Here is a 24707-nt window from a genome sequence, read left to right as displayed (position 1 = left end):
TATGGGGGCCAAGATGCCTGACATTCATAAAACGCTGGCGTTCGACCAGACCGAAATCAAGTTCACCGGCGACGGCAGCAAGGGGACCTTTGAGGGGTATGCCTCGGTGTTCAACAACACCGACTCCGACGGCGACATCATCCTGCCCGGTGCATTCAGTACCGTGCTCGCCAGCCAGAGCCGCAAGGTGGCGATGTTCTTCAATCACCAGACGCGTGCTATCCCGGTTGGTAAATGGGATGCGATGCACGAAGACGAAAAGGGGTTATTTGTACGCGGCCAGCTCACGCCCGGCCTGAGCATCTCTGAAGATCTGAAAGCCGCCATGCAGCACGGTACCGTCGAAGGTATGTCGGTGGGCTTCTCGGTCGGGCCGGACGATTACACCGTCGGTACTACCGGCCTCATCTTCAAAAACATCTCCTATCTGCGGGAAATCAGTGTCTGCACTTTTCCGGCTAACGAGCTGGCGGGCGTGACCGCCATGAAAAGTATCGACGGCATCAAAACCATTCGTGACGCGGAAGGCTGGCTGAGGGATTCAGTCGGCCTGACCCGCGCTGAAGCGCAGGCGTTCATCGCCCGCGTGAAGTCCGCAGGTCGAAGCGAGTTCGACGGCGGCGACATTGACGCGCTGACGCAGCGCATTACTTCCTTTGCCGCTACCCTGCGGACCAATTAACGGAGCTATCCATGAGTGAATTAGCAACCCTTCAGAAAGCGATTGAAAATTCCCAGACTGAAGTAAAAAACCTGATCGAAGAGCAGCGCAAGGCCATTCAGGAGAACGGGAAGATTAACAAGCAGCTTCAGGAAGACCTGACCAAAGCCCAGGACGAACTGAAGTTGTCCGGCCAGCGTCTCTTCGACCTCGAGCAAAAGCTTGCCGGCAACGCGCCGGATCAGACTGCGAAGAAGTCTTTCTCTGAGCGCGTCTCTGAAGACCTCATCAAAAACTGGAACGGCGACCGCGCCAAAACGAAAGTAACCAGCTTTGATAAAGCACTCGGCTCAGGCGCGGCCTCTGCCGGCGCACTGGTGCAGCCGCAGCAGGTACCGGGCATCCTCACGCCGGGCCTGCGCCGCCTGACCGTCCGCGACCTGTTGGCGCAGGGGCGCATCACCAGTAACGCGCTGGAATACGTGCGCGAAAACGTGTTTACCAACGCTGCAGCACCAGTGGCAGAAGGTACCCTCAAGCCGGAAAGCAACATCACTTTCACCAAAGAAATGGCGAACGTGAAAACTATCGCCCACTGGATCCAGGCATCGCGCCAGATCATGGATGATGCCCCGGCGCTCGAGTCTTACATCAATTCCCGCATGATGTACGGACTGGCGCTGGTGGAAGAGAACCAGATGCTGAACGGGGACGGTACCGGCGATAACCTGCAGGGGCTCAATGTAGTAGCGAACGACTACGAAACCACACTCAACGCAACCGGAGATACTGGCGCTGATGTTCTGGCACACGCCATCTATCAGGTATCGCTGAGTGAGTTCGAAGCAGACGGCATTATTCTGAACCCGGCGGACTGGCACCGTATTGCCCTGCTGAAGGACGCTAACGGCAATTACATTCTCGGTGGCCCGCAGGCGTTTGCCTCGAAAGTGCTTTGGGGGCTTCCGGTGGTGTCGACCACAGCGCAGACGGCAGGCAAATTCACCGTTGGCGCGTTTGGCCTGGCGTCGCAGGTTTGGGATCGCATGGATGCCACCATCGAGATCAGCAACCAGGACCGCGATAACTTCGTTAAAAACATGCTGACCATCCTTTGCGAAGAGCGCCTGGCGCTGGCCCACTATCGCCCGGCAGCGATTGTGACGGGTGATATTGCTGTCAGCACTGGTGCATAACAAAAGGGCGCGGCCAGCAATGGCCGCGTAAACGCGATGAAAATTAAAGCTCTCCGTATGTTCTCGCATTATCACCTGGGTACGGTATCTCAGGGGGAAATCCGCGAGGTGCATAAAGAAATCGGCGAAGTACTGGTGAAACTGCATCTGGCCGAGGCGGTTGAGCCGGAAAAGGCAACGGACTCTGGTTCTGCAGAGCCTGCAAAAGCCAAACCAGGGGGTAAAGGTGGAAATAAGCGAGGAACAGCTGGCGCAGATAAAGGCGCATCTGAAGGTTGATGGTGACGACGAAGATACGCTTATTTCTGCCTATGCCTCGGCCTCCATCGATTATGTTGAGCGGTTCTGCGACGGTGCGCTGGTCGAAACATTAACGCCGCCAGTGGAAGGGGAAACTCAGCCCCGTGAGGTTATTTTTACTTCCGGCATCTGGGCGGCAATGCTTTTGCTGATTGGACACTGGTATGCGAACCGCGAAGCGGTAGCGCAGAACCTTTCGGAAGTTCCGCTGGGTGTTGAAGCTCTTCTGATTAGGCACCGGAGGTGGAGTTAATGGGCTGCTCAGGATGTGCTAAACGGCGTGAATGGTTAAAAAAGTGGACGAAAATAGCCTATGAACGAGCAACTGGTAAATGCGCTGATAGCAGCGCTGAGAGAACAAACAGCAGCACAGCGAGAGCAGACGGAAGCGATAAACCGCCTGGCTGAGTCTAACGTCGCCCTGTCCGATGTAATTATCCAGTCGCTTGCCGGCGATCTCGATGAGGCGCCAGAGCAGCAAACCTATCTGAGCGGGAAACCCAGGGGGTGATATGCAGGCCGGAAAATTGCGTCACAGGATCACCCTGCAGGAACCGGTCAAAGAACAGAACCCGACAACGGGAGCCGTAATTAATACCTGGCGCGATGTCGCAACCCTTTGGGCCGAAGTCGCTCCTTTATCCGCACGTGAGTTTATCGCCGCCCAGGCCTCTCAGGGCGAAGTTACCACCCGGATAACGATTCGTTACCGTGAGGGTGTTACCCGCAAACATCGGATCCTGTTTCGTGGCCGCATCTACAACATTGAGGGCGTTTTACCTGATCCACGGAGCGGCAGGGAATACCTGACACTGCCTTGTTCAGAGGGGGCTAACGATGGCTGATGGCGTGGAAGTAAACCTGACCGGCCTCGATTCCGTCCTGGGGAAACTGGATGCCGTCTCACAGGTCACTCGCGATAAATCCGGTCGTGCAGCGCTGCGTAAAGCGGCAAACGTCATCAGGGACAGAGCGCGCAATAATGCCGCGCGGGTTGATGATCCTCTCACCAAAGAGGCTATCTATAAAAACATTGTGGTCAGTTTCAGCAGCAAGGCATTTCGCAGAACCGGCGATCCAACGTTTCGTGTCGGGGTGATGGGCGGCGCCAGGCAATACGCCAATACAAAGGCCAACGTCCGAAAAGGCAGGGCGGGTAAAAGTTTTAACACTGCCGGAGATAAAGGTAATCCCGGCGGGGATACCTGGTACTGGCGATTCCTGGAGTTCGGCACAGAGCACGCAGCAGCAAAGCCTGTTTTGCGACCGGCGATCAATGGTGTTGATACCGACGTAATTAATATTTTCGCAGCGGAGCTGGAAAAGTCCATTGATCGCGCTGTGCGACGGGCGGCTAAAAAAGGAACTCCGGTATGATTGCTCCAATATTTGCAGTTTGCGCAGCCAGCCAGGCAGTCAGGGATTTGTTAGGCTCTAATCCCGTGAGGCTTTATCCGTTCGGGATGCAGGACGACAATATCGTTTATCCCTATGCAGTCTGGCAAAACATAGGCGGCTCACCTGAAAATTTTCTGAACCAGCGGCCAGATGCGGATCGCTATTCTCTGCAGGTTGATGTCTATGGCGATACTGACACCGACGTGATCGCTGCTGCCCGTGTTTTACGCGACGCAATTGAGGGCAAGGCCTATATCACCCGATGGGGTGAACAAAGCCGCGATCCTGAAACAATGCGATACCGCTATTCCTTCGATGTTGACTGGATAACGACCAGATAACCAACAACCCCAAACTGACCCGCCTTGTGCGGGTTTTTCTTTTATGGAGACAAAACATGTCTGTATTAACGCAAGGCACGCAGTTTTTTGTGCTCAAGTCTGGCGTGGTCAGCGAGGTTGAATGCATCACCAGTTTCAACCCCGGCGGGAACCCTGCCGATCAGATTGAAGATACCTGTCTGAGTGAGCGGGATTCCAGAACCTACAAAAAGGGACTTAAAACGCCTGCGGCCGCAACCGTCGGGCTTAACGCTGATCCGACGAACGCCAGCCACATTATGTTGCATGGCCTCGCTGAAGCGAATGATCAGACGCCGTTAACTTTTGCGGTTGGCTGGTCAGATGGAACCAGTATCCCGACAGCCGCCGCTCCTGGCGCTGAGGATGCTGTTGATGGTCTGGTGCTGCCATCGGATCGAACCTGGTTCATTTTCCAGGGTTACGTTTCTGACTTCCCGTTTGATTTTCAGGGTAACGCTGTTGTGACGACCTCCGCCACGATCCAGCGTTCTGGCTCTTCCGTATGGGTGCCGAAGGCCGCAGCGTAATTAATATGCCCGGTTATCCGGGCTTTTCAGTTCAGGAGCTGAAATGCAACTTACTCTCGATACGTTAAAAGAAACCGGTGCTTTTACCGGGCGTCCCGTGGAAAAAGAAATTAAGTGGAAAGGCCGTGACGGGAAAGAGCATATCGCAACCGTCTATGTGCGCCCGATGGGCTACCACACCACTAAAGCTGAACTGCTGGCGTATAACGGGAAATCGGACCCGATTGCTGAGCGCATTGCGGCGCATATTTGCGATCAGGACGGCGCCCCAGTGTTTACCGCGGCTGACATACTTGGGACTGCTTCCCCGGATCGTGGGGCGCTGGACGGTCCGATTGTTATGGCCCTCCTGGCTGCAATTCATGATGTAAACGAACTGGGAAAGACTACGAGCTAACCGGCGAGGATGAATTCTGGTGCGAACTGGTGATGAACGGCATCGGCGGCCACACCATCGCAGAGGCTCAGGAGCGGATGAGTCGCAGGGAATTTCTGGTTTGGCTCAAGTACCGTGAGAAGTACGGACCGCTCAATATCATGATGCGTACCGAGTGGGGGGCGTCGCTGGTGGCGTCTGTCCTGGCTAACATCAATAAGGCAAAAAACACGCCGCCGTTCAAGGTAAGTGACTTTGCACCGCACATCAACGAAGCGCCATTATCTCTGGAAGAAGCTATGAAAAGTTGGCATTGATATCATTTATTTGGTTATATTCTCTCTGGGATGATTATATTGATACCGAGGGGATTATGATAAAGAAAGCAGCTGTTGTTTTTACTGTAATGCTTTTAGGTGGCTGCGTTAGTGCGCCAGATAAGGCGGAGCTAAGCCGCGCCGATTATGGGAAGTTACCTGATAATTATCAGGAAATAATTAAAAATAGTATGTCTGCGCGCCTTAAGGACCCTTATTCTGCACGATATGATTTCAATGAACCTTTCAAAGGCTGGTGCAAATCAGGGTTTACAACTTATTACGGATGGTTAGTTCCTTTTACTCTTAACGCTAAAAACAGTTATGGCGGTTATGTTGGTAATAAGTCTTATCTGTATCTTGTTAATCAAAATAGCGCCACTGACTATACTGCATCCTTCCAAATCGGTGGGTGCGGTAAAAGTTAAATTAGCTAAATCATAAAATAAACCTCGCTCCTGCGGGGTTTTTTATTGCCTGGAGAAAATTCAATGGCTGGCAAGTCCCTTGGTACGTTAACAATCGACCTGATCGCAAAAGTGGGTGGATTTGTTCAGGGTATGGACAAAGCCGAAAGATCTTCTCAAAAGTGGCGTGACCAAGTAAAAAAGGATGCTAAAGAGGTTAGTTCTTCAATCATTGCTGTGGGTGCTGCGGCGGCTACAGCAGCTGTTGGCATTGGTGCTGCTGGGTTAGCCATAGTTAAAAATACTGCACAGCAGGTTACAGAAGCTGATCGCTGGGCAAAATCTCTTAAAATGTCCACCCAGGATTTGTTATCCTGGCAATACGCTGCTGAACAAGCCGGTTTAACCGGTGACAACATAGCCGATATTTTCAAAGACATTAATGATAAGGTCGGTGATGCGGTCCTGAATAAATCAGGTGAGGCAGCTCAGGCGCTGGATACTTTGGGGCTTTCAGCTCAGAAGCTGGCTCAGCAATCCCCAGACAAGCAGCTGATGGCAATCAGTGAAGCATTACAGAAAATCCCCACTCAGGCCGGGAAAACAAATATTCTCGAAAGCCTGGGTAATGACCTGTCAAAAATGCTGCCGTTGTTCGACAACAACAACGAGAAGCTGAAACAGTTTATCCAGCTATCAAAAGATTTTGGTGTCGCTCCACCGCAAGAAGATATTGATAACCTTGTTAAGGTTAATCAGTTCTTTCAGGACATAGAGACTAGCGCCCGCGGCCTTAAAATGGAAATTGCTTCGGGGCTGGCTAAGGTTGACCTTACGCCATTGCAGGATGGGCTTGATGACATTCGTGACGTCTTCACCGATCCTGCTGTTCTTCAGGGGCTATCAGACCTGGTTGGTGAAGCCATAAGCCTTGCCGGGGTTGTGGGGCGTATTGCTGGTGGCTTGGGGGCCATTGCTACTTATACCCGCTCTCGTATCGGTGCTGTATCTGGTAATTATAACGCTGCTGATGAAAGTGATATTGCACAGCGCATTGAATTCCTTAACAAACGAGGGAATCAAAGTAAGGAACAAAAAGACGAATTAGACTTTTTAACTAAACGCCTTCAATTTCTTCGCGCGATAAAGTCAAGCATGACTCCGGAGCAGGTAGATAGAGGAGCGAAAGGGCTCACCTCTCTACTTTCTGAGCTTGGCATTGACACTTCTAAAGATAATGATTTTTCGTTGGGCAAAGGGGAGTCTAACCAGAACCAGCCAAAAACAAAACCAAAAAGCAATCCTACTGATAATGCTTTCAAAAATAGACTGCTTGATTTACAAAAGCAAGCCGCCCTGATTGAAACGACTGGTAAAAAAACAGCCGAAGTTACCGAGCTTGAAAAGATAAACTTCGATATTTCCAGTGGGAATCTTAAAAAATTAGCAGAAGCACAAAAAGAGCAATTGCGAGATGCAGCGAAAGTTCTCGATTCCAAAAAAGAAGAGCTTCGGATAAACAAAGAAAATGCAAAGTTAGCTGAATTTGCATCAAATCTTGAACGCCAAAATAAGTTAATTAGACAGGGTCATGAAAGTGAGTTTGTTGGTCGTTATTCGGGCTCAAGAGAAAGAGGCAGGGCGCAAGAGTTAAATAGCATTCAGTTAGACTTTGAATCACAAAAAGAGGATTTATTAAAGCAGTATCAATCTGGTGATATAACTAAGAGCTTGTATGATTCTGAAACATCAGCTTTGCAGGATGCTCTAAATCAAAGGCTTGAAATTCAGAAGGATTACTATAAGCAGCAGGATGAGATGCGTGGTGATTATAACGCTGGGTTTATATCTGGGTTTGCTGAACAAGCAACTGCCGCAATGGATTTGTATTCCACCATGCAACAGGTTGGTGCGCAAACATTTAGCAGCATGACCGATATGATCGTTCAATGGGCCGAAACAGGTAAATTAAATGCTCAAGATTTTGCAGCAACGTTTATTCAATCTGTAGGAACTGCGCTATTGCAATATGCAGCAGCGCAAGTCGCCATGGCTGCATTGAATGCTTTCACCCAATGGATAGGGGTTCCTTATGTTGGTCCTGCTGTTGCACCTGCACAAGCAATAGCTGCGGCGGCAGCTGCTGGCGTGTTCATGACTGCTATTGGATCGGCGCTTCATGGCCAGGCTCATGACGGTATCGACTCTGTGCCCGAAACAGGAACCTGGCTACTGCAGAAAGGTGAGCGCGTTACGACTGCTAAAACCAGCGCCAAACTTGATGCCACTCTGGATCGAGTAGCAAACCAGTCAACAGGGGGGGCAACCTATGCGCCGAGTTTGAGTTTCTATGTCAACGGCGATCCCTCTGATGCTCAAATCGCCATGATGAAGAAAGCTGCATCCGATGGTGCTCAGATGGGGTATCAAAAAGCGGTTCAGTCTATTGCTACCGGGCAGGGTGATTTACATAGAGCTCTGATGGGGAAAACTACCTCGCGGAGGAAAATTAGCTGATGGCAATTTCAACTAATCTCAATTACCCGAAGGATTATCTCCCTTGCCCATTGAAGGAGAACTTTGGTCTTAAAGCGACTTCTCCGCTAAAAAGTACAGCGATGGTTACCGGCAGGCGGCGACAAAGGCGAGCTTATACTTCGGTTCCTACTCAAACGCCAGTTTCATGGATCTTTACTGATGGTCAGGCACAGCTTTTCGAAGCCTGGTACCGCGACATCATTACCGATGGGGCTGACTGGTTCAACATGCCGCTCCTTACCCCTTTAGGTGCGCAAGATTATGTCTGTAGGTTTGTCGATATATACGAGGGACCGACACCAGAGGGCGGTAAATACTGGCGATATAGTGCAACGCTGGAATTATGGGAGCGTCCAATCCTTCCGCCTGGCTGGGCCGAGTTCCCTGACTTCATTGTGAACAGCGATATTCTTGATCTTGCAGTTAACAGGGAGTGGCCTGAAGCATGACAAGACTTAACAGGCTGTATGCCAGCAGCGGGCCGGAGGTGATCATTGAAACGCTGCAGATCACCGTTGGCTCAGATGTTCACTACCTGTGCCAGGGGTACGAGGATATTACGGCGACGACGGAGAGCGGCGATACCGTAACGTTTACCGCCTGCGCGATTGACATTGCGCTGCCGGCGCGCAATGCGGACGGTACGCAAGATTTGAAATTCGCCCTGTGCAATGTTGATGGTGTTGTGTCCACGACGATCCGCAATGCCCTGGCTAACAGGTTATCTGCATCGCTGACATACCGCAGTTTTATCTCCACGGATTTAGCCGCGCCTGCGGCAGTGCCGTATACGCTGAAAATCAAGTCGGGTTACTGGACGGCTACAGAGGTGCAGATCACTGCGGGCTATATGAATGTCCTCGATATGGCCTGGCCGCGTTACCGCTACACGCTCCCGGTCTTCCCCGGTCTGCGTTATATCAGCTAAGGAATCCCAATGTTTAACCCTGATAAATACCTTTCAGTCACCTGGCTGAAGGGCGGTCGCGTATACCCGCAGCTCGACTGCTTTGGCATTGTGAACGAGATACGCCGCGATTTGGGCTTGCCTCTCTGGCCTGATTTTGCCGGGGTCACGAAAGACGACGGCGGCCTCGACCGGGAGGCGCGTCAAATGATGCTTACCCTGGAGCGCTGCGACCCCTGCGAAGGGGCTGGCGTAGCTTGCTATTCCGGCTCAACCGTCACCCATGTGGGGATTGTCGTCAGTATTGATGGCCTGCTGCATGTGGCGGAATGCAATCCAGGCTCTAACGTAACGTTTCTTCCGTTAGCGCGGTTTAAGCGGCGATTTGTCAAAGTGGAGTTCTGGCAATGACCATTCGTTTTTACCCGTCCCGGCTTCCCGGTGAACCTCTCGAAACGCATGAACATGGCGTAACCAGCCTTCGAAACTGGCTGGCGGTGAATGTTGAAGGTTACGAGGATCGGGATGTACCGCCGTTAACCATTGAGGTTGACGGTCTGTCCATTCCGCCAGGCGAGTGGGCTACTTGCGTGATCCACCCTGAAAGTGATGTCCGGCTTTATCCGGTGCCCTTCGGGCTGGAGGCCGCCACCATCGCGTGGATAGGTGTCGGCATCTCCGTTGCTGCAGCAGCTTATTCGCTGTTTATGATGAGCAGTATCGATACGGGGGGCTATACATCATCCACAGGGCGCAGTCTCGACCTGAACCCGGCGAAGGCAAATACCGCAAAGCTGGGTGATCCGATTCGCGAGGTGTTTGGCCGGGTGCGCATCTACCCTGATTATGTGGTCCAGCCTGTGACCCGGTTCGACGCTGCTGATCCTACGAAAATGCGCGTCCAGATGCTGCTGTGTCTCGGTGTCGGTGAACTGATTTATACCAATGGTGATATCCGGGTTGGCAGTACGCCAGCTTCAACGCTGCCGGGATTCAGCATCACCTATTTTCCGCCCGGCGCGGATGTTTCCGGCGATGAGCGCAGCGAGAACTGGTTCAACTCGACAGAGGTCGGTGGAACATCAAGCGGAACAGGGCTGGACATGGCCCAGACCTCGCCTGATTCCGACGATATTATCGCTGACAGTATGACGGTTTCTGGTGCATCCGTAACCTTTACAGGTCTTGATACGGATGATGCTGACGATGACGACGAGGACGATAATTCTCTCCCGGACAGCTGGGTTACCGGGGCCATAGTCGAAATTAAGGCACCGACAAATTATCTGATATCCACCTCTTCTGGTTACAGTGTCTTTGCCAGCTCGTTGCTTACCGAACTTGCTCCCGTAGCGGGTATGCCAGTGACGCTGAGTTTCAACAGTGTCGATTATGACCTCGTCATTGCGTCCTATACCCCGGGTCAGGACGCGGTGCCCGGCGAGGGTGGCAGCGCGGCAAAAATTCAGGCCAGCGCGGCTCCTGTCACCTACGACTTTTCGACCAGCTCCAGTACGTTCATGATCACATGGCAGGGCACCACCTATACGGTGTCGCTGGTAGCGAACTACATCTCGATGTCGGGACTGCTGGCGGCTATCACCGAGGGGCTCACTGGCTCCGGCCTGGTCGCACGGGACAACGGCGGTACCGTACTGATAACCGAGGCGGCCAGCCCGTTCGTTGGTGGGGCAATCACATCCTCCTCGCTTCCTGCAGCCGTTTTCGGTGATGCCCCGGTTTACACCTCCGGCACGGCATCAACCGGCGGCAGCCCGGCGGTAACGGCAAACGTGACGCTCGCCTATACCAGCGCTACGGGAACCGCATTCTCGGGCATGCCTGAAGGTGTGCAACGGCTTTCCCTTGCTCACCGCGGCAACGAATATCAGATAGTCTCGTCCGACGGCACAACGGCGACAGTGGCGCGCCTGGTTTCCGGTGCTATTGATGAGTCATGGCCGGGATTCACCGCCAGGACGATGATCGACTATGAAGCCACCGGCCTCAATGACACGCTGAGCTGGCTGGGGCCGTTCCTGGTGTGCCCTGAAAATGAAACCGTGGATATGTTCGAGGTGAATTTCTCCTTCCCGAACGGTATCTGCGGCTTTGACAGTAAGGGGAAAAAACGGATTCGCCACGTTGAGTGGGAGATACAGTATCGCGTCTACGGTTCCGGATCGGGGTGGGTGAGTCACCAGGGCGAGTATGCGCTGAAAAACGTCAACGGGCTGGGTTTTACTGAGCGGATCACGCTCAGTTCTCCGGGGCTGGTGGAAGTTCGCTGTCGTCGGCGCAATGAGCAGGGCTCAAACAACGCCAGGGATTCGATGTACTGGCAGGCACTGCGCGGGCGACTGCTGACACGACCTTCATCCTATCCCGGCGTGTCGCTGATGGCGGTGACCGTCGAGACGGGAGGGAAGCTGGCGGCTCAGTCGGACCGCCGCGTAAACGTTGTGGCCACGCGGGCCTATGAAACCGGAACGGCCAGAACTATCTCGGGTGCTCTGCTGCATGTCGGTAACTCGCTGGGGCTGGAAATGGATGTTGACACCATCAACGCGCTGGAATCAGCGTACTGGACACCACGGGGCGAAAATTTCGATTTCGCCACCGGCGACAGTATCTCGGCGCTGGAAATGCTGCAGATGATTGCCAATGCCGGGAAATCCCGCTTCCTGTTAAGCGATGGCCTTGCGACGGTCAACCGCGAGGGGATTAAGCCCTGGACGGGGATCATAACGCCGCATGAGATGGTGGAGGAGCTGCAGAGCGGATTTACCGTGCCGTCCGACGATGATTTTGATGGTGTCGACGTGACGTACATCAACGGCGTCACCTGGTCAGAGGAGACTGTTAAATGTCGGACACCCGATAATCCCACGCCGGTGAAAATCGAGAACTACAAACTCGATGGGGTGCTCAATCAGGATCACGCCTACCAGATCGGCATGCGTCGCCTGATGAAGTATCTTCAGCAGCGGCTTACATACCAGACCACCACCGAGCTGGATGCGCTCTGCTACAACACAGGCGATCGCATCGTGCTCACGGATGATATTCCGGGTAACAACACGATTTCCTGTCTGGTGGAGGCGATGACAACGGCTGGTGGCGTGACAACCTTCACCGTTACGGAGCCGCTGGACTGGTCTTTCGAAAACCCCCGTGCGCTGATCCGCTATCAGGATGGTTCTGCATCCGGTCTGATGGTGGCGAGCAGAGTGGGGGATTATCAGTTGTCCGTTCCCCATCTGAGTGATTTTGATGACCCATTGAAGATTGACCAGACTTCACCAGCCATTGAGCCAGTCCGCCTGGTGTTCTGCGGCTCAACGCGTCATGTCTATGACGCCATTGTTGAGGAGATTGCCCCTCAATCAGACGGGACGTGTCAGGTTACCGCCAAAGAGTACCGCGCGTCCTTCTATGACTACGACAACGCCAGTTATCCCGGCAACGTTGCATAAAACTTGAATAACTTACCATAACCCGCTTCGGCGGGTTTTTTCGTTAATGAGGCGAGCATGACCACATATAAAACCGGTAACCCGCTGGGTTCGGCAGCTGTGAAGGATTTATTTGATAACGCTGAGAACCTGGATCATTTTGAAAACGATCGCAGTAATGAGACGTGGGAAAACCGGTTTGGGGTGCCGGGTAAAACCCGGTATGGGATGGAGCAGGAACATGATCGGCAGATTTCTAGCCAGGAAGCTCGTTTCCAGCAGTTCCTCTTGTCATCCGGCTACGTGTTCCTGGGTGATTACCTGGATGGCCCATTCCAGTTTAGTGCCCGTAACCAGTACATTCGCTATAACAACCAGTATTACCGCCTGAATGCTGCTACTGACGTCGGCTTTACGACCACCGGAACCGATGCAACCAGCTTTGCTAACGACGTTACTCACTTCGTTCTGATGGATGGTGATACGCTTCGCCAAAACCTGAGTTCAAGCGATGGGGCAAGCCTGATTGGTGGACTAGGGTTTCTGACTCCTGAAATGTTCAGTGAAAATATAACCCTCGATGATGATTTCTCATTTGCACTTCATCGCACCATTGAAGCCGCAAAAAACGGCCCGGTGAAATTAATAATATTGGGTTCCCTATATAAAATATCATCGTCTTTCGATATACCGGATGGGGTTACAATCCGTGGCGGTGGGCCAGAAACAGGTGTTTATCTGGAAAAAGCACCCGCTGAACCTATGCACATTATTTTTAATATGGCTTGCGTGGGGTCAAGGCTTGAAAACTTTGGTGTCTATTTCAACACGGGCGGTCAGGGGAGCATTTCAGCGGTTCAGATATACGGCGTATTTCTCCAGGCAAACTCGAAAGACTGCACGATAAATTGGCTAACCATAAACGGAAAGCCCGATGATACTGTCATGGGCTTCAGCAATGGAATTCGCTGTACTGGTACCGGAAACAAAATTTTGTTTTGCGATGTTCAGTATTGCTCTATGGGGATTACTGCTCGCGGTGATAAGCATCAAATAACCAGGAATTACTGCAACAACCATTTTGTTGATGAGAATTTATCGGCGTGGTCATCTTCATCACCGTATTGGGACGGGATCACCGCAGAAGGATTAAGCAACTCGCTAATCGCTGATAATATATGCGAGTATAACGGACAGTCTGGAATCTACATTGGGGGCAATAACTCTCTCAGCTACGACAATATAATCTCAAGGAACACGATTAGATATAACTTCAACCGTGGCATAGATAATGGGGTTTCTGGCACCGTCTCCACGACAAATTCGGTGTTGAGAAACATTATCACAAGTAACGTCATTTACGATAACAGAGAGCCGCAATTGTGGCTGTTTAACGCTAACGATTTTGTCGTTGATGGTAACTCGGTCCGCATCACAAGCAATTATGCGAGTATTTTCGGATCCTATGTATCAAGCAGCACGTCGGGAATCGCTACTGGTGGCACTTCAATATCTGGGGTAATTATATCCAACAATAGGGTTATTGTTGATTACGCATCAGCTTTGTATCGCGTAGTGCTGAATGGCACAAACATGAAGTACGTCCACAATACCGTTACCGGAACTCCAGCTGATTATATGTGGTCCATCGACGCAAACCGGTTGTACAACAATACGATTTCACGCTTCCAAGGAACGTTCAAGCCGACTTTGCTGTCTGGTACAGGAGTTACAGTTACTGCGGCTACGGGCTATTACAGCATCAACGATAAGGTTTTGCGATTCAGCATGCAGCTGACGTTGTCAGGGTCCACACCTTCAGGGAATCTGGTATTTGGTTATCTTCCGGGAATGTCCAGTGCAACCATCAGAATATCGTTAGTTAGTGCCAACAACGCGACTGGATGGAACACGATGACAGGTTCTTTGAAGGCGTACCAGGACGGCACGAATAAAGACCAGATCATCGTTTATCGTGACACTGGTGGGGTTAGGAATTTAGATGCTGCGGCTTATGTTGGTGCTGCGTCAACAATTCTTATTACTGGGGAAATTGAGGTTGCGAGCACTTATTGAGGTTATAATGACAGAAGAACAACTTGACTACAGAAGTAAGACTCTCGCTGACGTGATTAAAGAGTCTGAGGAAGCTGAGGATGAAAGTGCTCAGCACGATTCTGGCGAATAGGGAAATTAACGCCATGCAACCCCGCTTCGGTGGGGTTCTCCATAGTAGTATACCAATACCTTTCTGGCGTCGTGAGCTAAGGAAGGTGCGAACAAGTTCCTGATATGAGATCATCATATTCATCCGGAGCGCATCCCAGAGGGACATCATGAGCCATCAACTCACCTTCGCCGATAGTGAATTCAGCACTAAGCGCCGTCAGACCCGAAAAGAGATTTTCCTCTCCCGCATGGAGCAGATTCTGCCATGGCAGAATATGACCGCTGTCATCGAGCCGTTTTATCCCAAGGCGGGCAATGGCCGACGGCCCTATCCGCTGGAGACCATGCTGCGTATTCACTGCATGCAGCATTGGTACAACCTGAGCGACGGTGCCATGGAAGATGCCCTGTACGAAATCGCCTCCATGCGCCTGTTTGCCCGATTATCCCTGGATAGCGCCCTGCCGGATCGCACCACCATCATGAATTTCCGCCACCTGCTCGAGCAGCATCAACTGGCCCGTCAATTGTTCAAGACCATCAATCGCTGGCTGGCCGAAGCAGGCGTCATGATGACCCAAGGCACTTTGGTGGATGCCACCATCATTGAGGCACCCAGCTCTACCAAGAACAAAGAGCAGCAACGCGATCCGGAGATGCATCAGACCAAGAAAGGCAATCAGTGGCACTTTGGCATGAAGGCCCACATTGGTGTCGATGCCAAGAGTGGCCTGACCCACAGCCTGGTCACCACCGCGGCCAACGAGCATGACCTCAATCAGCTGGGTAATCTGCTTCATGGAGAGGAGCAATTTGTCTCAGCCGATGCCGGCTACCAAGGAGCGCCACAGCGCGAGGAGCTGGCCGAGGTGGATGTGGACTGGCTGATCGCCGAGCGTCCCGGCAAGGTAAAAACCTTGAAGCAGCATCCGCGCAAGAACAAAACGGCCATCAACATCGAATACATGAAAGCCAGCATCCGTGCCAGGGTGGAGCACCCGTTTCGCATCATCAAGCGGCAGTTCGGCTTCGTGAAAGCCAGATACAGGGGGCTGCTGAAAAACGATAACCAACTGGCGATGTTATTCACCCTGGCCAACCTGTTTCGGGTGGACCAAATGATACGTCAGTGGGAGAGATCTCAGTAAAAACCGGAAATAACGCCAGAAATGGTGGAAAAAATAGCCTAAATAGGCTGATTCGATGTGTTTGCGGGAAAAAAATCGGCCCAGATCCGCGAAATTTTAATCAGCGAGTCAGCTTGGGAAGAAATGACCTGCTTATTCGCACCTTCCCTAAGACTCATCTTATGAAGAATGAAGAGATAAGTATCAAGATGCATAGGCCTACGCCGGAACTAAGCGCATATAACTCATAACGGGCGGGATCATCTACTTTTATTCCTTTTATTGTTTTGCCATATGTTAGACAAAAAACTTTGAGAAATGAAAGTTTGACATAACATAAAACAGTTAATAGTTATAACGCTCAGTTAAAGGAAGCGTATCCAAATAACTATTGTGAAATTTCTGGTGTTGATATGTTGCGAAACTTTAAAAATAACGCCAACCCAAATTATACATCTGATGTTACAGATGTAAGTAATGGGGTTACGCCAAGGTCTCTACGTTATGACTCGTTGTACCCTTCGAAATATAGACAAGATAATGCTCTTCGTTCAGGAGTGCAGGTGAATTCGGAGTTTGTCGCCATATTCATTAAATCAAAAGGATGGGCATAAATGGAAGAAAACTATCTGTCAGAGGAAAATCTTGAGTATCGGCAGGAATCAGTAGCCATTGAAGAAAACAATGTTGAAATCAGCGACGCTGAAAAGCTTGCTGTTGATTTGGATATCCTACCTGGTTGATATGGTCGGGATTCCGACCTGAACCACACCTTACCCTCACACTACTCTACATAGTGATCCCCATGGGGGTAAGGCATGCGAATGAAGAATTTGCCGGATGTGGCGGCGGGAGCGTCCTATATCACATCCACCGTCAGCGGCAGCTACTGGCTGCTGCAACTTCTCGATAAGGTAAGCCCCAGCCAGTGGGCGGCTATAGGTGTTCCGGCCAGTATTGTTTTTGGACTGCTTACCTACCTCACCAATCTGTATTTCAAAATCAAAGACGACCGGCGGAAGGCACAGGACTATGAGCAACAAAGCTAAGTTCAGCGCCGCAATGCTGGCGGCCGCCGCCGGGTAATGACTCCTGATGTTGTGGATCGCTGCCGCCGGATGCTGGAGAACGGCGCAACCCGGCAGCAGGTAGCTGATGTAATAGGTGTAGACGTGAAAACAATCTACAAGTACCTCCCGGCGACTTGAAGACAAAGATTTCACTACTTTTCCTGATATGTTACGTTTGGCTTAATCAATTCATTCAGCTTTGAAAACAGTTTGGTTTGTTCGTGAACGGTAAGAAAACAATAAGTTTTGAGCAATTTTTAACTATTAACAGCAATCTTGTTTCCATCTCAGATACATGGGCTGACTTGTGGGCGTTAATTTTTCACACGGGTTTAAGCGCTGGAAGGCTGCTGAGTATTCGATATGATGATATTGATGGTGACTTGATACTGATACGAAAACAGGGTCACCTGAAGGAGCTACGTGTTAAATCAACCCCTCCAGTGGAGGCGATGATTGCTCGTAGAAGAGAACGCTATCCAGAAGATGTTTATTTATTTCAGAGTCATTCTAACCGTGTGAAGTACCATCGCCGGCCGGTCACTATAATTGCTTTCAACGCCGCTTTACGTCGCGCCGCTAGATCATTACCAGACGTTAACGTAAGCAGTAGTAGCGCGAGAAATATACCGGACTAAGCGCCTGTCCAATAGCGTGTGGCCGATGTGACAGGCGTGGGAGTGAAGACGATTTACAAATATTTGCCAGTACAATACGGCGATAAAAATCCCCTTGAGCAGGCACACTCAAGGGGAAAATACTACATAACATCATTGCTGTGTGCGTCTTTGCGCTCGTCTATCTTCCATGAAGATGCCTAAAGCTTCCAGATATTTCTGGTCTGAGCAGTTAAAACATTCTGTCTGTGACCTATGTGCTCGGAGGGGGTGAATACGATTTATAAATATTTCCCTGCTCAATGTTGCCAGTCGAATTGAGGCATCAATGCGTTACGTCAGCGCCGATCATTGATAGCCACTGCCAATATTGATCTGCTGCACACATGCGTTTACTGTATTTATATACAGTAAATTTGACAGGGGAAAGTATGCCGCGTTTATACGAAATCGAGACGGCCTGCCGTAACGCAATAGATATCCTGCCTAACGGAAAGCGCATCCTCACCACCAAGCGATTTCTGCAGGAACTGGAGAGATATAACTGGCACTGGTCGCCACAGCAGGCTAACCAGTGGATAGAAGTCTACGTGACAACATTCCGCGACGTCTCAACTCAGGAAGGTGACGATCGCACGTTCCAGCTTTACAACCCAAATGGAGGGCTGTAATCGTGGGCTTTCCATCACCATCTGCTGACTATGTTGAACGGCGTCTGACCGTTGATTCACTCTGCGGTACCGGCCCAAATACTAGGCTCGTTCAGACAGAAACTGGTTACACCGTAGTCGATGTTTCCGGTAAACCAAAGCAAGGAGATACCGTTTTAATTCAATACGGCGGCGGCACTGATTTTGCAAAAATTATGGGCCGGGCATTTATTACACGAGACGGTGAAGCGCTGGAAGGTGAGTCCCTGGATGATGTTACAGTTGTCGGGGTAGTGACATTCGTTATCAATCGGACAGGGAAGGATGATGATGATTGTCCAGTGTTGTGAGACAAAGAACCGTGAGCATGAATATTGATAGATATACATTCCCCAAAATGAAGAATTACATAAGATAAATCAATGGGTTGAAAATGGATACTTGAGGTAAAAAATTTACTTTAAACTAATATAATAAATAATAAAAACAATATCTTATCTGTTTTTGTGGTAGGTATTGCTGCGCCACATGCAGTGGTTCGAAGCCGCAGACCTGATCGTCAAAGGCATGGAAGGCGCTATCGCCGCCAAGACCGTAACCTATGACTTCGAACGTCTGATGGAAGGCGCTAAACTGCTGAAATGTTCAGAGTTTGGCGACGCGATTATCGCGAACATGTAATCTGGCCCCCAGATTATGTCAGAACGGGAACCTGGTGGTTCCCGTTTTTATTATTAGTTTTCGAACGGTTATCAAAATTTTATCAAAACAAGTTATCAAAACCCCTCCCGAAAAACCTCATAAGGCCACCGTTGTCCACCCCTTCCCACGATCATCATGGTACCTATCCGTTTGTTGTTGAGTTTTATGTCCAAGTAAATCTTTCGTGTTTATACCTTGGGCTTTATATAACCGCTCGGAAAGCGATCTTTGTTCATGGAAAGTTGCCGGTGTACCTTGTCCCCAGTCAATATCTGCACTGTCTCTTGCCTTGCTGAAATTCATGGTCAGTGTTCTGGGTTTCACCTGTGCTCCTCGCTCAGCCTGTGAGGTGGTTCTAAAGAAATGAACCAAATAAGGGCTTACTGCATAATCCCGGCAACGACTGATTACATCTCGGAGGCTCCAGTTGATTGCGTTGCAACGCAGAGCTAATGGTATAGCGATTTTGCTTCCGGTTTTCTCTTGCTCAACGTGTAGATGATCGTCCCAGATGTCCGAGAATTTCATACGGGATATATCACCTAGTCGCTGTCCTGTTACTATGGCTAAAAGCATGGCGTTCCCCATGTATTTGTGATTTTCATCGGCTATATCAAAAATCTTTTGCCATTCCTCAAGAGTGAGGCGCTGGCGAGTGATCTTTCTACGAGGTTGTTTAGTTGCTAGTGCAGGGTTATAACCAGGAGGTACTTCTCCCGCATGCTGAGCTTCTTTAAAAACATCTATTAGGACAGAGCGAATGACCTGAGCCATTCTGGGTTGTCCCTCCGCTAAATATTCATCAAGAATTTGCGCAACATCTCGAACATTGACAGCGGATATTAATTTCATTCCTACCCGTTCCTTAAGCAGAGATACTGGTTTTGCTTTTTGTTTGATAGTGTTTTCTTTAATATCTCCGGACTTCAATCTTTCCTGCTGAATCTTCCAGTAACGTTCAAGCCAGGTGTTAGTTGATATTGATTTTCCTGAGCTGGTGGAAATTCTGTCAGTGATTGCCATTATCTGGCGGGTTTGTTGTTCCGCCAGTCTTTTATTTGCTTCAATAGCTATTGCCGTGGCCTCTGCTTCGTCTGTTCCTAGACTATGAAACTTACCAGTTATCGGGTGCTTATAACGCCAGTATACTTTATTAACCTTTCTGCTGAAGAGCGGGTATAAATTTGGAATAGATATATTATTTTTACGTGGTCTGGCAGCCATCGTTCAAAATCCTCTGCAAAAGAACAGGGTCGCTTTTCTTTACTACAGGAGTGGTCAATGTACCGACCAACTCAGCATCCTCCCTGACGCGCCAGAATCGACCTTCTTTTTTGGCTGGGGGAGAAAACATATTCTGTTTAGCATAATTCCTGAGAGTGGAAACACTTGGAGGATTGCTTCTGTATTTCTCGTTTGCCCACTCTTCAAGGGTTAACATCTGGAGCATATGTTTTACCTCATCATGGCCCATTGCTGGGCCAGTATCTGAAAATACAAAATCAGTTTTGCATCAATTTTTGCAGCACCTGATTGCCGGCAATTATTCGCTGCCAGATCGCTGATACATAGCGTGCCTGATGAATAGCATCAGCGAGGGCATTGTGACGAGACCCTTCAAACGGGATCGTTGTTTTGGGGTCGAAGCTAATGGCTTGGCCGAGCTCTACCATTGTTCGTACGTCCCGATCGTTCCAGTATTCCCACGGATAATCTTCAGCAATGCAATCGTAAGAAGAACGCAGAATAGAGTTGTCGAATGACGCACCGTTACCCCATACCTGCGCCTTTTTGCTCCCACCAGCAACATTATCAGAAACAAATTCTCTGAACTGGAGTAATGCATCCTGCAACGGGATAGCATCATCATTTACGATCGCAGAGCGTGCTTCGGAGGACTGTCTAAGCCACCAGATAACAGTAGATGGATCGATTACGGCGCCCCAGTTCACGGAGGATTCAAGGCATACGACTTTATAGAAACTTTCTCCAATAGAGCCGGTTGCCGGGTCAAAAACAACCGCACCAATAGCGACGATAGGGGCGTTATGTTTTTTACCCATGGTTTCCAGATCAACCATAACGTGAACATAATCAATTGGCTGATCTTCCTCCTTATTATGATGACCGGATTCAATATCTACAGAATCCGTTTGATGAACAACTTCATCTGTTTTTTCTTTTTGGTTAACCTTGCCCGTAACGTCAACAAGACCTTCAATGGAAAATACTCCGTCCCCAATTTTTGAAACTTCAGGCTGCCTGGTCTTGGTAAGGTCTTCGGTTACCCACTTCGGATCCGTAGGGTCGCTAACCCCTTCAACATATTCGCCGCGCTCGGCGGCCAGAACCTGATTAGCGTCCGGACGTTGCTTTTGAGCCTCTTTTACCAGTTCGGCACCAACTGCTTTAATGTCGGAGGAGAGTGTTTCCAGTTTTGCGCTGCTATCCTCTCCGGCGATTACTTGGTTTGTTGCATCCAGAGTGACTGCAGCAGATGGAATATGTCCCGCCTTGGTAAGCGTCTCAGCGCTCGGGGTATCATGCTTATGTTCAGTCAGATTCGCGTTGATGTAGCCACGCAACCGATCTGGAAAAGGAGTTATTCCACTGGATGCTTCCCTGATCAGTGCAAAAATCGCTGCACGGGAATAATCAAGGATGCCTGGTGTGCTCCGTAATGCTGCAGACCATTCTTTAAATGGACTTTCTTTCTTCTGTACTATTTCCTTCGCGCGGCGGTGGACTGATGCCGGAAAATTATAGATGTCAAAATCCATAGGCATCGTTGCAAGAGCGATCTCTATATCCAGAGTATCCAGCGAATGCTGATAATCCGGATTGCGGTCAGTTTTGTTACCGCCGCCAGCATTGGCGCCGGCATCGGTTTTGTTTATTGAGGTGATATAGTTTCCAGCAGCCCATTCCTTTGTAAGGATCCCGCGGTCAATGTGCGACGTTTCAAGCCACAATTTGGCGAACTGAATTTGCTTGCCGAGCTCATGGCGTTTCCCCACAGGAAATACGCTCTTAAATGCACTGGTAAATTTCCACAGGCCAGGCATATCATATTTTTTAAGCTCCGGAATATTTTCTGCCGTCAGCAGCAGATTCTGCACACCGTGATTATCCGTATCCATTTCCATCGCTGAAAGGCGGTTACGATGAGGAATGCTAATGTGATACACGTGACGCTCGTCGGCCATATACTGGGCAAGCAGCTGCGTGCGGAATGACATTTCCGCCAGGTTGAAGAGTGCTTCTTCATTGTTCGAATAGTCCTCTTCATCGCTATTTGCAGGAGAGATATCGTTTTCTGGTTTACTGGAGGGCTGTGGTTCAGCAGCCGCTGGCGCAACGATTTTTTGCCATGTCAGCCCGTCTTCACCACCAAGCTCGTAGCGATCGCACCAGGTGTCATCCAGTACACCTTCTTCCGGTAAGTCATCAACGATGAGCCAGTTGGTGCGGATCGGCAGCTGATGGCTGGCGCCGCGGCCAACGTTAATTTCAGCGTCTTCCAGGATGTCCAGGATTTTGCGCTCGGCGCGAGAATCGGATTTAGCAGAGAACCAGCAGAAGAGACTTTTCGCTTCGTTTGCTTTTGCCTTCGCTTTAATGAGATACGGGTAGTTGTTCATTGCGTTTGGGCTCCTTTGGATTGTAAGATACCCGGCAGCTGATGGCAGCCGCCTTGGTGGTGGTCATTGGTCAAAACTCGATTCCGGAAAGCTTTGGTCGGCTGACCGGGTACTTAACCCGCCTTGCGCGGGTTTTGTGCTTTATGGGGCTGGCGAATCGCCCCGCAGCAGCTGTGATACGCGAACGTCGTCAAGCGCTCGCAGGATAGGCTCAAAAGTTTTATGGGCTGGCAGTTTAGATACCGCAGTGATCACTTCTGTAACGGTGATGTCATCGCCGCGGGGGCTATAACCACCACCTGGGCCACGCTGTGAAATTACCAGGTTACCCGCCCGCAGCTTTTTGAAGATCTGCTCAAGGTATGAAGTAGACAGCTTTGACTCTTTACTGATGGCCGTCAGTGAAACGGGCGAGCCGTCATAGAGCTTATTCAAAGTGGCGGCGGCCTGGACAGATGCCAGAACGCGTTTCATTCCAAATTCCATAATCACTTCTCCGGCCGTAACGGCCATTGGTCAAAACTCGATTCAAAAACTCACTGCAGGCTGTTGGTCGTCAGCCATGTTTTGTGCATTTCGGTAGGGGAGGCACTGGCCCTGTACTTTTTGTTCATCGGCGTTGCTGTTGCAACTGGCCTCTGATGGATAAACACCGATCAGAACATCAGAGCATTCACCAGTGAGAGCACATACGCTGATGACAAGGGCAAACAGGGTATTCATGCCTCAGCCTCAGGGTTTCCTTTCTGCGCCAGCAAGTAACACAGCTGGCGAAGTCTCACCTCGAACCAGTTCAGGCGGGTCGCCTGGTTCCCGGTAGGTACTCGGGCAAAATCCTTCATAGTTATCTCCAGTTAACTCAGTATTAGGATGTGGTTTTGCAATGCGGCGCCGGGTGCCTCCCGGTGACGGCAGCCAGTTAACAACTACCGCCGACAACTTTTTCCCCACAACGTGTGAATAACCGCCATGTTTACTTTTTTAACTGTGTCGCGTGCGCATAGCCGCATTCACCGCATTGCAAACCCAGATTTTTTATTTTCACCACTTCGACGCGCTTCGTCGGTGGTGTCGTGACGCTGATCTTCACGAGTGAGCTTTTTCACCCTGCAATTCACCACCACGAAGCGCGCAGGATTTCCATTACATTTCAGAGGAGGCGCAGTCTGCCGGCTTACCTGAAAGTGCTGCGGTAAACTCGCTGAAACTCAATGCCTCTTCACCTTCAGAGAGGTTTTCAAAATAGTCTTCATATGCTTTATCCATACTCATTTCCTTCCCTTAAGGCCGGGCAGCCGAACGTTGAACCTGCTGCGATTGATATTGCTGTCATCTCATCCGGTGTTTCGTATGCCGCCGGCAGCTACTACGTGGGCTTCCTGCCTCGATGACGTCATAGGACGGAGATAGTATTATCGATATAAACTACAGCTGTCAATTAAAACTGATGATTTAAATTTCAGAATTGGATGTGAGGTGGGGAGCAGGCACAAAAAAACCGCCCGAAGGCGGCGCTTATGAAGGGGGGGAAGGCTGTTCTAGTCTTTCTTTCGTTTCATTAAATATTCGTTCATGAAAGCATCGAGTTCTTCCAACCTTAACTGCATTAACCCGACGAATCGTTCTTGCTCCACTTGAGGAAGCTGATCGTAAATTTCTATGAGCTTTTTGGTCTCCGGGGTAAGGACATAGATATCTTCCGATCTTGGCGGCTGCAGCGTCTCTTCGTCTTCATCTGTCATGAAAAACCAATACAAAGGTTTTCCTGTTATATCAGGAAGTTGCTCAAGCATTTCTTTTCTGGGAAGGATTCCAGCCTGACACCAGCCATTCACTGATTGGGATGTCGCACCGATCCTCCGCCCCAGTTCTGATTGAGACATTCCTATCTCATCTAAGACTCGTTGCAGTCGAACACCAAAGTTCATCTTCATCCACCCAAACAAACACATGAGAAAGATTATACAGATTTTTTCTTCAGGCCTCATATCGAATGATTTGACACTATCGAAATAAACTGATTAAACTGTAATTCAAATTTACAGTTTTTAGTGGGGCAACGTATGAAGCCATCACTTCAAAAAAAATTACTTGCCGTGTGTAGCCAATCGGAAATCGGACGGCGGCTTAATCGGCGAGCACAAACAGTAAATGGTTGGTTCAAACATAAAGTTCCCGGCGAGTTGGTTCTGAAAGTCAGTAAGGCATTGGAGTGGAAAGTTACTCCGCATGAACTCAGACCAGATCTCTACCCAAACCCAACGGATGGATTACCGAAGGAGTAAGC

Annotated in this window: 33 protein-coding genes and 2 pseudogenes; 28 read left to right on the top strand and 7 right to left on the bottom strand. The window is 50.1% G+C overall.

Annotation, left to right across the window (positions count from 1 at the left end):
• Positions 1–13: 13 nt before the first annotated feature.
• The 27 genes and pseudogenes from B8P98_RS17050 to B8P98_RS16930 form a co-directional block, all read left to right on the top strand.
• Positions 14–682: an HK97 family phage prohead protease gene (locus B8P98_RS17050; RefSeq protein WP_049109186.1), complete on the top strand. Its 669-nt coding sequence runs from the start codon at positions 14–16 to the stop codon at positions 680–682.
• An 11-nt stretch (positions 683–693) separates the two neighbouring features.
• Positions 694–1857 carry a phage major capsid protein gene (locus tag B8P98_RS17045; RefSeq protein ID WP_095033250.1) on the top strand — a complete coding sequence of 388 codons (1164 nt, stop codon included), beginning with the start codon at positions 694–696 and terminating at the stop codon, positions 1855–1857.
• 36 nt (positions 1858–1893) lie between these two features.
• Positions 1894–2136: a hypothetical protein gene (locus tag B8P98_RS30515; protein ID WP_044067369.1), complete on the top strand. Its 243-nt coding sequence runs from the start codon at positions 1894–1896 to the stop codon at positions 2134–2136.
• Positions 2084–2410: a head-tail connector protein gene (locus B8P98_RS17040; protein WP_004184712.1), complete on the top strand. Its 327-nt coding sequence runs from the start codon at positions 2084–2086 to the stop codon at positions 2408–2410. The genes B8P98_RS30515 and B8P98_RS17040 overlap by 53 nt, the downstream gene beginning before the upstream one ends.
• 60 nt (positions 2411–2470) lie before the next feature.
• The gene (locus tag B8P98_RS17035) at positions 2471–2668 is read left to right on the top strand and encodes a hypothetical protein (protein ID WP_004216816.1); all 198 of its coding nucleotides are present in this window, start codon (positions 2471–2473) and stop codon (positions 2666–2668) included.
• Between the two features lies 1 nt (position 2669).
• Positions 2670–3002, top strand: coding sequence for a phage head closure protein (locus B8P98_RS17030; RefSeq protein WP_004184710.1), 333 nt, complete (start codon positions 2670–2672; stop codon positions 3000–3002).
• On the top strand, positions 2995–3534 hold the full coding sequence (locus tag B8P98_RS17025; RefSeq protein ID WP_095033249.1) for an HK97-gp10 family putative phage morphogenesis protein: 540 nt from the start codon (positions 2995–2997) through the stop codon (positions 3532–3534). Before B8P98_RS17030 ends, B8P98_RS17025 begins: the two co-directional genes overlap by 8 nt.
• Positions 3531–3896, top strand: a complete 366-nt coding sequence (gene gp17 / locus B8P98_RS17020) for a tail completion protein gp17 (protein ID WP_095033248.1) — start codon at positions 3531–3533, stop codon at positions 3894–3896. Before B8P98_RS17025 ends, gp17 begins: the two co-directional genes overlap by 4 nt.
• 56 nt (positions 3897–3952) lie before the next feature.
• A complete protein-coding gene (locus B8P98_RS17015; protein ID WP_017880225.1) occupies positions 3953–4444 on the top strand; it encodes a phage tail tube protein in 492 nt (163 codons plus the stop codon).
• A gap of 43 nt (positions 4445–4487) precedes the next feature.
• A complete protein-coding gene (locus B8P98_RS17010) occupies positions 4488–4841 on the top strand; it encodes a phage tail assembly chaperone family protein, TAC (RefSeq protein WP_023284981.1) in 354 nt (117 codons plus the stop codon).
• A gap of 32 nt (positions 4842–4873) precedes the next feature.
• Positions 4874–5137 carry a phage tail assembly protein T gene (locus B8P98_RS17005; protein ID WP_095033247.1) on the top strand — a complete coding sequence of 88 codons (264 nt, stop codon included), beginning with the start codon at positions 4874–4876 and terminating at the stop codon, positions 5135–5137.
• A 56-nt stretch (positions 5138–5193) separates the two neighbouring features.
• Entirely contained in the window at positions 5194–5565 is a 372-nt protein-coding gene (locus B8P98_RS17000) for a hypothetical protein (RefSeq protein ID WP_223347304.1), read from the top strand.
• Positions 5566–5628: 63 nt separating this feature from the next.
• Positions 5629–8061: a phage tail tape measure protein gene (locus B8P98_RS16995; RefSeq protein WP_095033246.1), complete on the top strand. Its 2433-nt coding sequence runs from the start codon at positions 5629–5631 to the stop codon at positions 8059–8061.
• Positions 8061–8531 carry a hypothetical protein gene (locus B8P98_RS16990; protein ID WP_004207036.1) on the top strand — a complete coding sequence of 157 codons (471 nt, stop codon included), beginning with the start codon at positions 8061–8063 and terminating at the stop codon, positions 8529–8531. The genes B8P98_RS16995 and B8P98_RS16990 overlap by 1 nt, the downstream gene beginning before the upstream one ends.
• Positions 8528–9010, top strand: a complete 483-nt coding sequence (locus B8P98_RS16985) for a DUF1833 family protein (protein WP_023317177.1) — start codon at positions 8528–8530, stop codon at positions 9008–9010. Before B8P98_RS16990 ends, B8P98_RS16985 begins: the two co-directional genes overlap by 4 nt.
• Positions 9011–9019: 9 nt before the next feature.
• Positions 9020–9400: a nitrite transporter gene (locus B8P98_RS16980; protein ID WP_095033245.1), complete on the top strand. Its 381-nt coding sequence runs from the start codon at positions 9020–9022 to the stop codon at positions 9398–9400.
• Positions 9397–12465, top strand: coding sequence for a host specificity factor TipJ family phage tail protein (locus B8P98_RS16975; RefSeq protein WP_095033244.1), 3069 nt, complete (start codon positions 9397–9399; stop codon positions 12463–12465). Before B8P98_RS16980 ends, B8P98_RS16975 begins: the two co-directional genes overlap by 4 nt.
• Before the next feature lie 57 nt (positions 12466–12522).
• A complete protein-coding gene (locus B8P98_RS16970; protein ID WP_095033243.1) occupies positions 12523–14520 on the top strand; it encodes a right-handed parallel beta-helix repeat-containing protein in 1998 nt (665 codons plus the stop codon).
• A 260-nt stretch (positions 14521–14780) separates the two neighbouring features.
• Positions 14781–15761, top strand: a complete 981-nt coding sequence (locus B8P98_RS16960) for an IS5-like element ISKpn26 family transposase (RefSeq protein WP_020806188.1) — start codon at positions 14781–14783, stop codon at positions 15759–15761.
• A complete protein-coding gene (locus tag B8P98_RS31915; protein ID WP_323807386.1) occupies positions 15743–15991 on the top strand; it encodes a hypothetical protein in 249 nt (82 codons plus the stop codon). Before B8P98_RS16960 ends, B8P98_RS31915 begins: the two co-directional genes overlap by 19 nt.
• 363 nt (positions 15992–16354) lie before the next feature.
• The gene (locus tag B8P98_RS31825; protein WP_256660827.1) at positions 16355–16483 is read left to right on the top strand and encodes a hypothetical protein; all 129 of its coding nucleotides are present in this window, start codon (positions 16355–16357) and stop codon (positions 16481–16483) included.
• An 81-nt stretch (positions 16484–16564) separates the two neighbouring features.
• The gene (locus tag B8P98_RS16955) at positions 16565–16789 is read left to right on the top strand and encodes a class II holin family protein (protein WP_095033241.1); all 225 of its coding nucleotides are present in this window, start codon (positions 16565–16567) and stop codon (positions 16787–16789) included.
• Between the two features lie 15 nt (positions 16790–16804).
• Positions 16805–16948 (top strand): annotated as a pseudogene (locus B8P98_RS16950) (helix-turn-helix domain-containing protein); the annotation flags it as partial.
• Between the two features lie 77 nt (positions 16949–17025).
• Positions 17026–17448: a site-specific integrase gene (locus B8P98_RS31685; protein WP_001333465.1), complete on the top strand. Its 423-nt coding sequence runs from the start codon at positions 17026–17028 to the stop codon at positions 17446–17448.
• A gap of 410 nt (positions 17449–17858) precedes the next feature.
• On the top strand, positions 17859–18098 hold the full coding sequence (locus tag B8P98_RS16940; RefSeq protein WP_095033240.1) for a DNA polymerase V: 240 nt from the start codon (positions 17859–17861) through the stop codon (positions 18096–18098).
• A 2-nt stretch (positions 18099–18100) separates the two neighbouring features.
• Positions 18101–18427: a S24/S26 family peptidase gene (locus B8P98_RS16935; protein WP_049026370.1), complete on the top strand. Its 327-nt coding sequence runs from the start codon at positions 18101–18103 to the stop codon at positions 18425–18427.
• A gap of 163 nt (positions 18428–18590) precedes the next feature.
• Positions 18591–18758: pseudogene (locus B8P98_RS16930) on the top strand (isocitrate/isopropylmalate family dehydrogenase); the annotation flags it as partial.
• Positions 18759–18875: 117 nt separating this feature from the next.
• Here the strand turns inward: B8P98_RS16930 and B8P98_RS16925 are convergent.
• The 7 genes from B8P98_RS16925 to B8P98_RS30510 all read right to left on the bottom strand — a co-directional run bounded on the left by B8P98_RS16925 (position 18876) and on the right by B8P98_RS30510 (position 24303).
• Positions 18876–20003 carry a site-specific integrase gene (locus tag B8P98_RS16925; protein WP_014228877.1) on the bottom strand — a complete coding sequence of 376 codons (1128 nt, stop codon included), beginning with the start codon at positions 20001–20003 and terminating at the stop codon, positions 18876–18878.
• On the bottom strand, positions 19984–20229 hold the full coding sequence (locus B8P98_RS16920) for an excisionase (RefSeq protein ID WP_012542206.1): 246 nt from the start codon (positions 20227–20229) through the stop codon (positions 19984–19986). Before B8P98_RS16920 ends, B8P98_RS16925 begins: the two co-directional genes overlap by 20 nt.
• Positions 20230–20281: 52 nt before the next feature.
• Entirely contained in the window at positions 20282–22420 is a 2139-nt protein-coding gene (locus tag B8P98_RS16915) for a 3'-5' exonuclease (protein ID WP_023316673.1), read from the bottom strand.
• 141 nt (positions 22421–22561) lie between these two features.
• Complete coding sequence (locus B8P98_RS16910) at positions 22562–22906, bottom strand: Rrf2 family transcriptional regulator (protein WP_014228879.1); 345 nt, start codon at positions 22904–22906, stop codon at positions 22562–22564.
• Positions 22907–22948: 42 nt separating this feature from the next.
• Positions 22949–23143 carry a DUF1482 family protein gene (locus B8P98_RS16905; protein ID WP_016160636.1) on the bottom strand — a complete coding sequence of 65 codons (195 nt, stop codon included), beginning with the start codon at positions 23141–23143 and terminating at the stop codon, positions 22949–22951.
• Between the two features lie 420 nt (positions 23144–23563).
• Positions 23564–23686: a hypothetical protein gene (locus B8P98_RS31820; protein ID WP_016529975.1), complete on the bottom strand. Its 123-nt coding sequence runs from the start codon at positions 23684–23686 to the stop codon at positions 23564–23566.
• A 272-nt stretch (positions 23687–23958) separates the two neighbouring features.
• Positions 23959–24303 (bottom strand): transcriptional regulator, encoded by a 345-nt coding sequence (locus tag B8P98_RS30510; RefSeq protein ID WP_223168509.1) that lies wholly within the window; start codon positions 24301–24303, stop codon positions 23959–23961.
• A gap of 180 nt (positions 24304–24483) precedes the next feature.
• On the opposite strand from B8P98_RS30510, the gene B8P98_RS16895 reads away from it, so the two are divergent.
• On the top strand, positions 24484–24705 hold the full coding sequence (locus tag B8P98_RS16895) for a transcriptional regulator (protein WP_004147982.1): 222 nt from the start codon (positions 24484–24486) through the stop codon (positions 24703–24705).
• Positions 24706–24707 lie beyond the last annotated feature (2 nt).

The organism is Klebsiella quasivariicola (assembly GCF_002269255.1).
Classification (GTDB): Bacteria; Pseudomonadota; Gammaproteobacteria; order Enterobacterales; family Enterobacteriaceae; genus Klebsiella; species Klebsiella quasivariicola.
The sequence above is the reverse complement of the archived record's forward strand: the minus strand, read 5'-3'. Positions and strand labels throughout refer to the sequence as shown.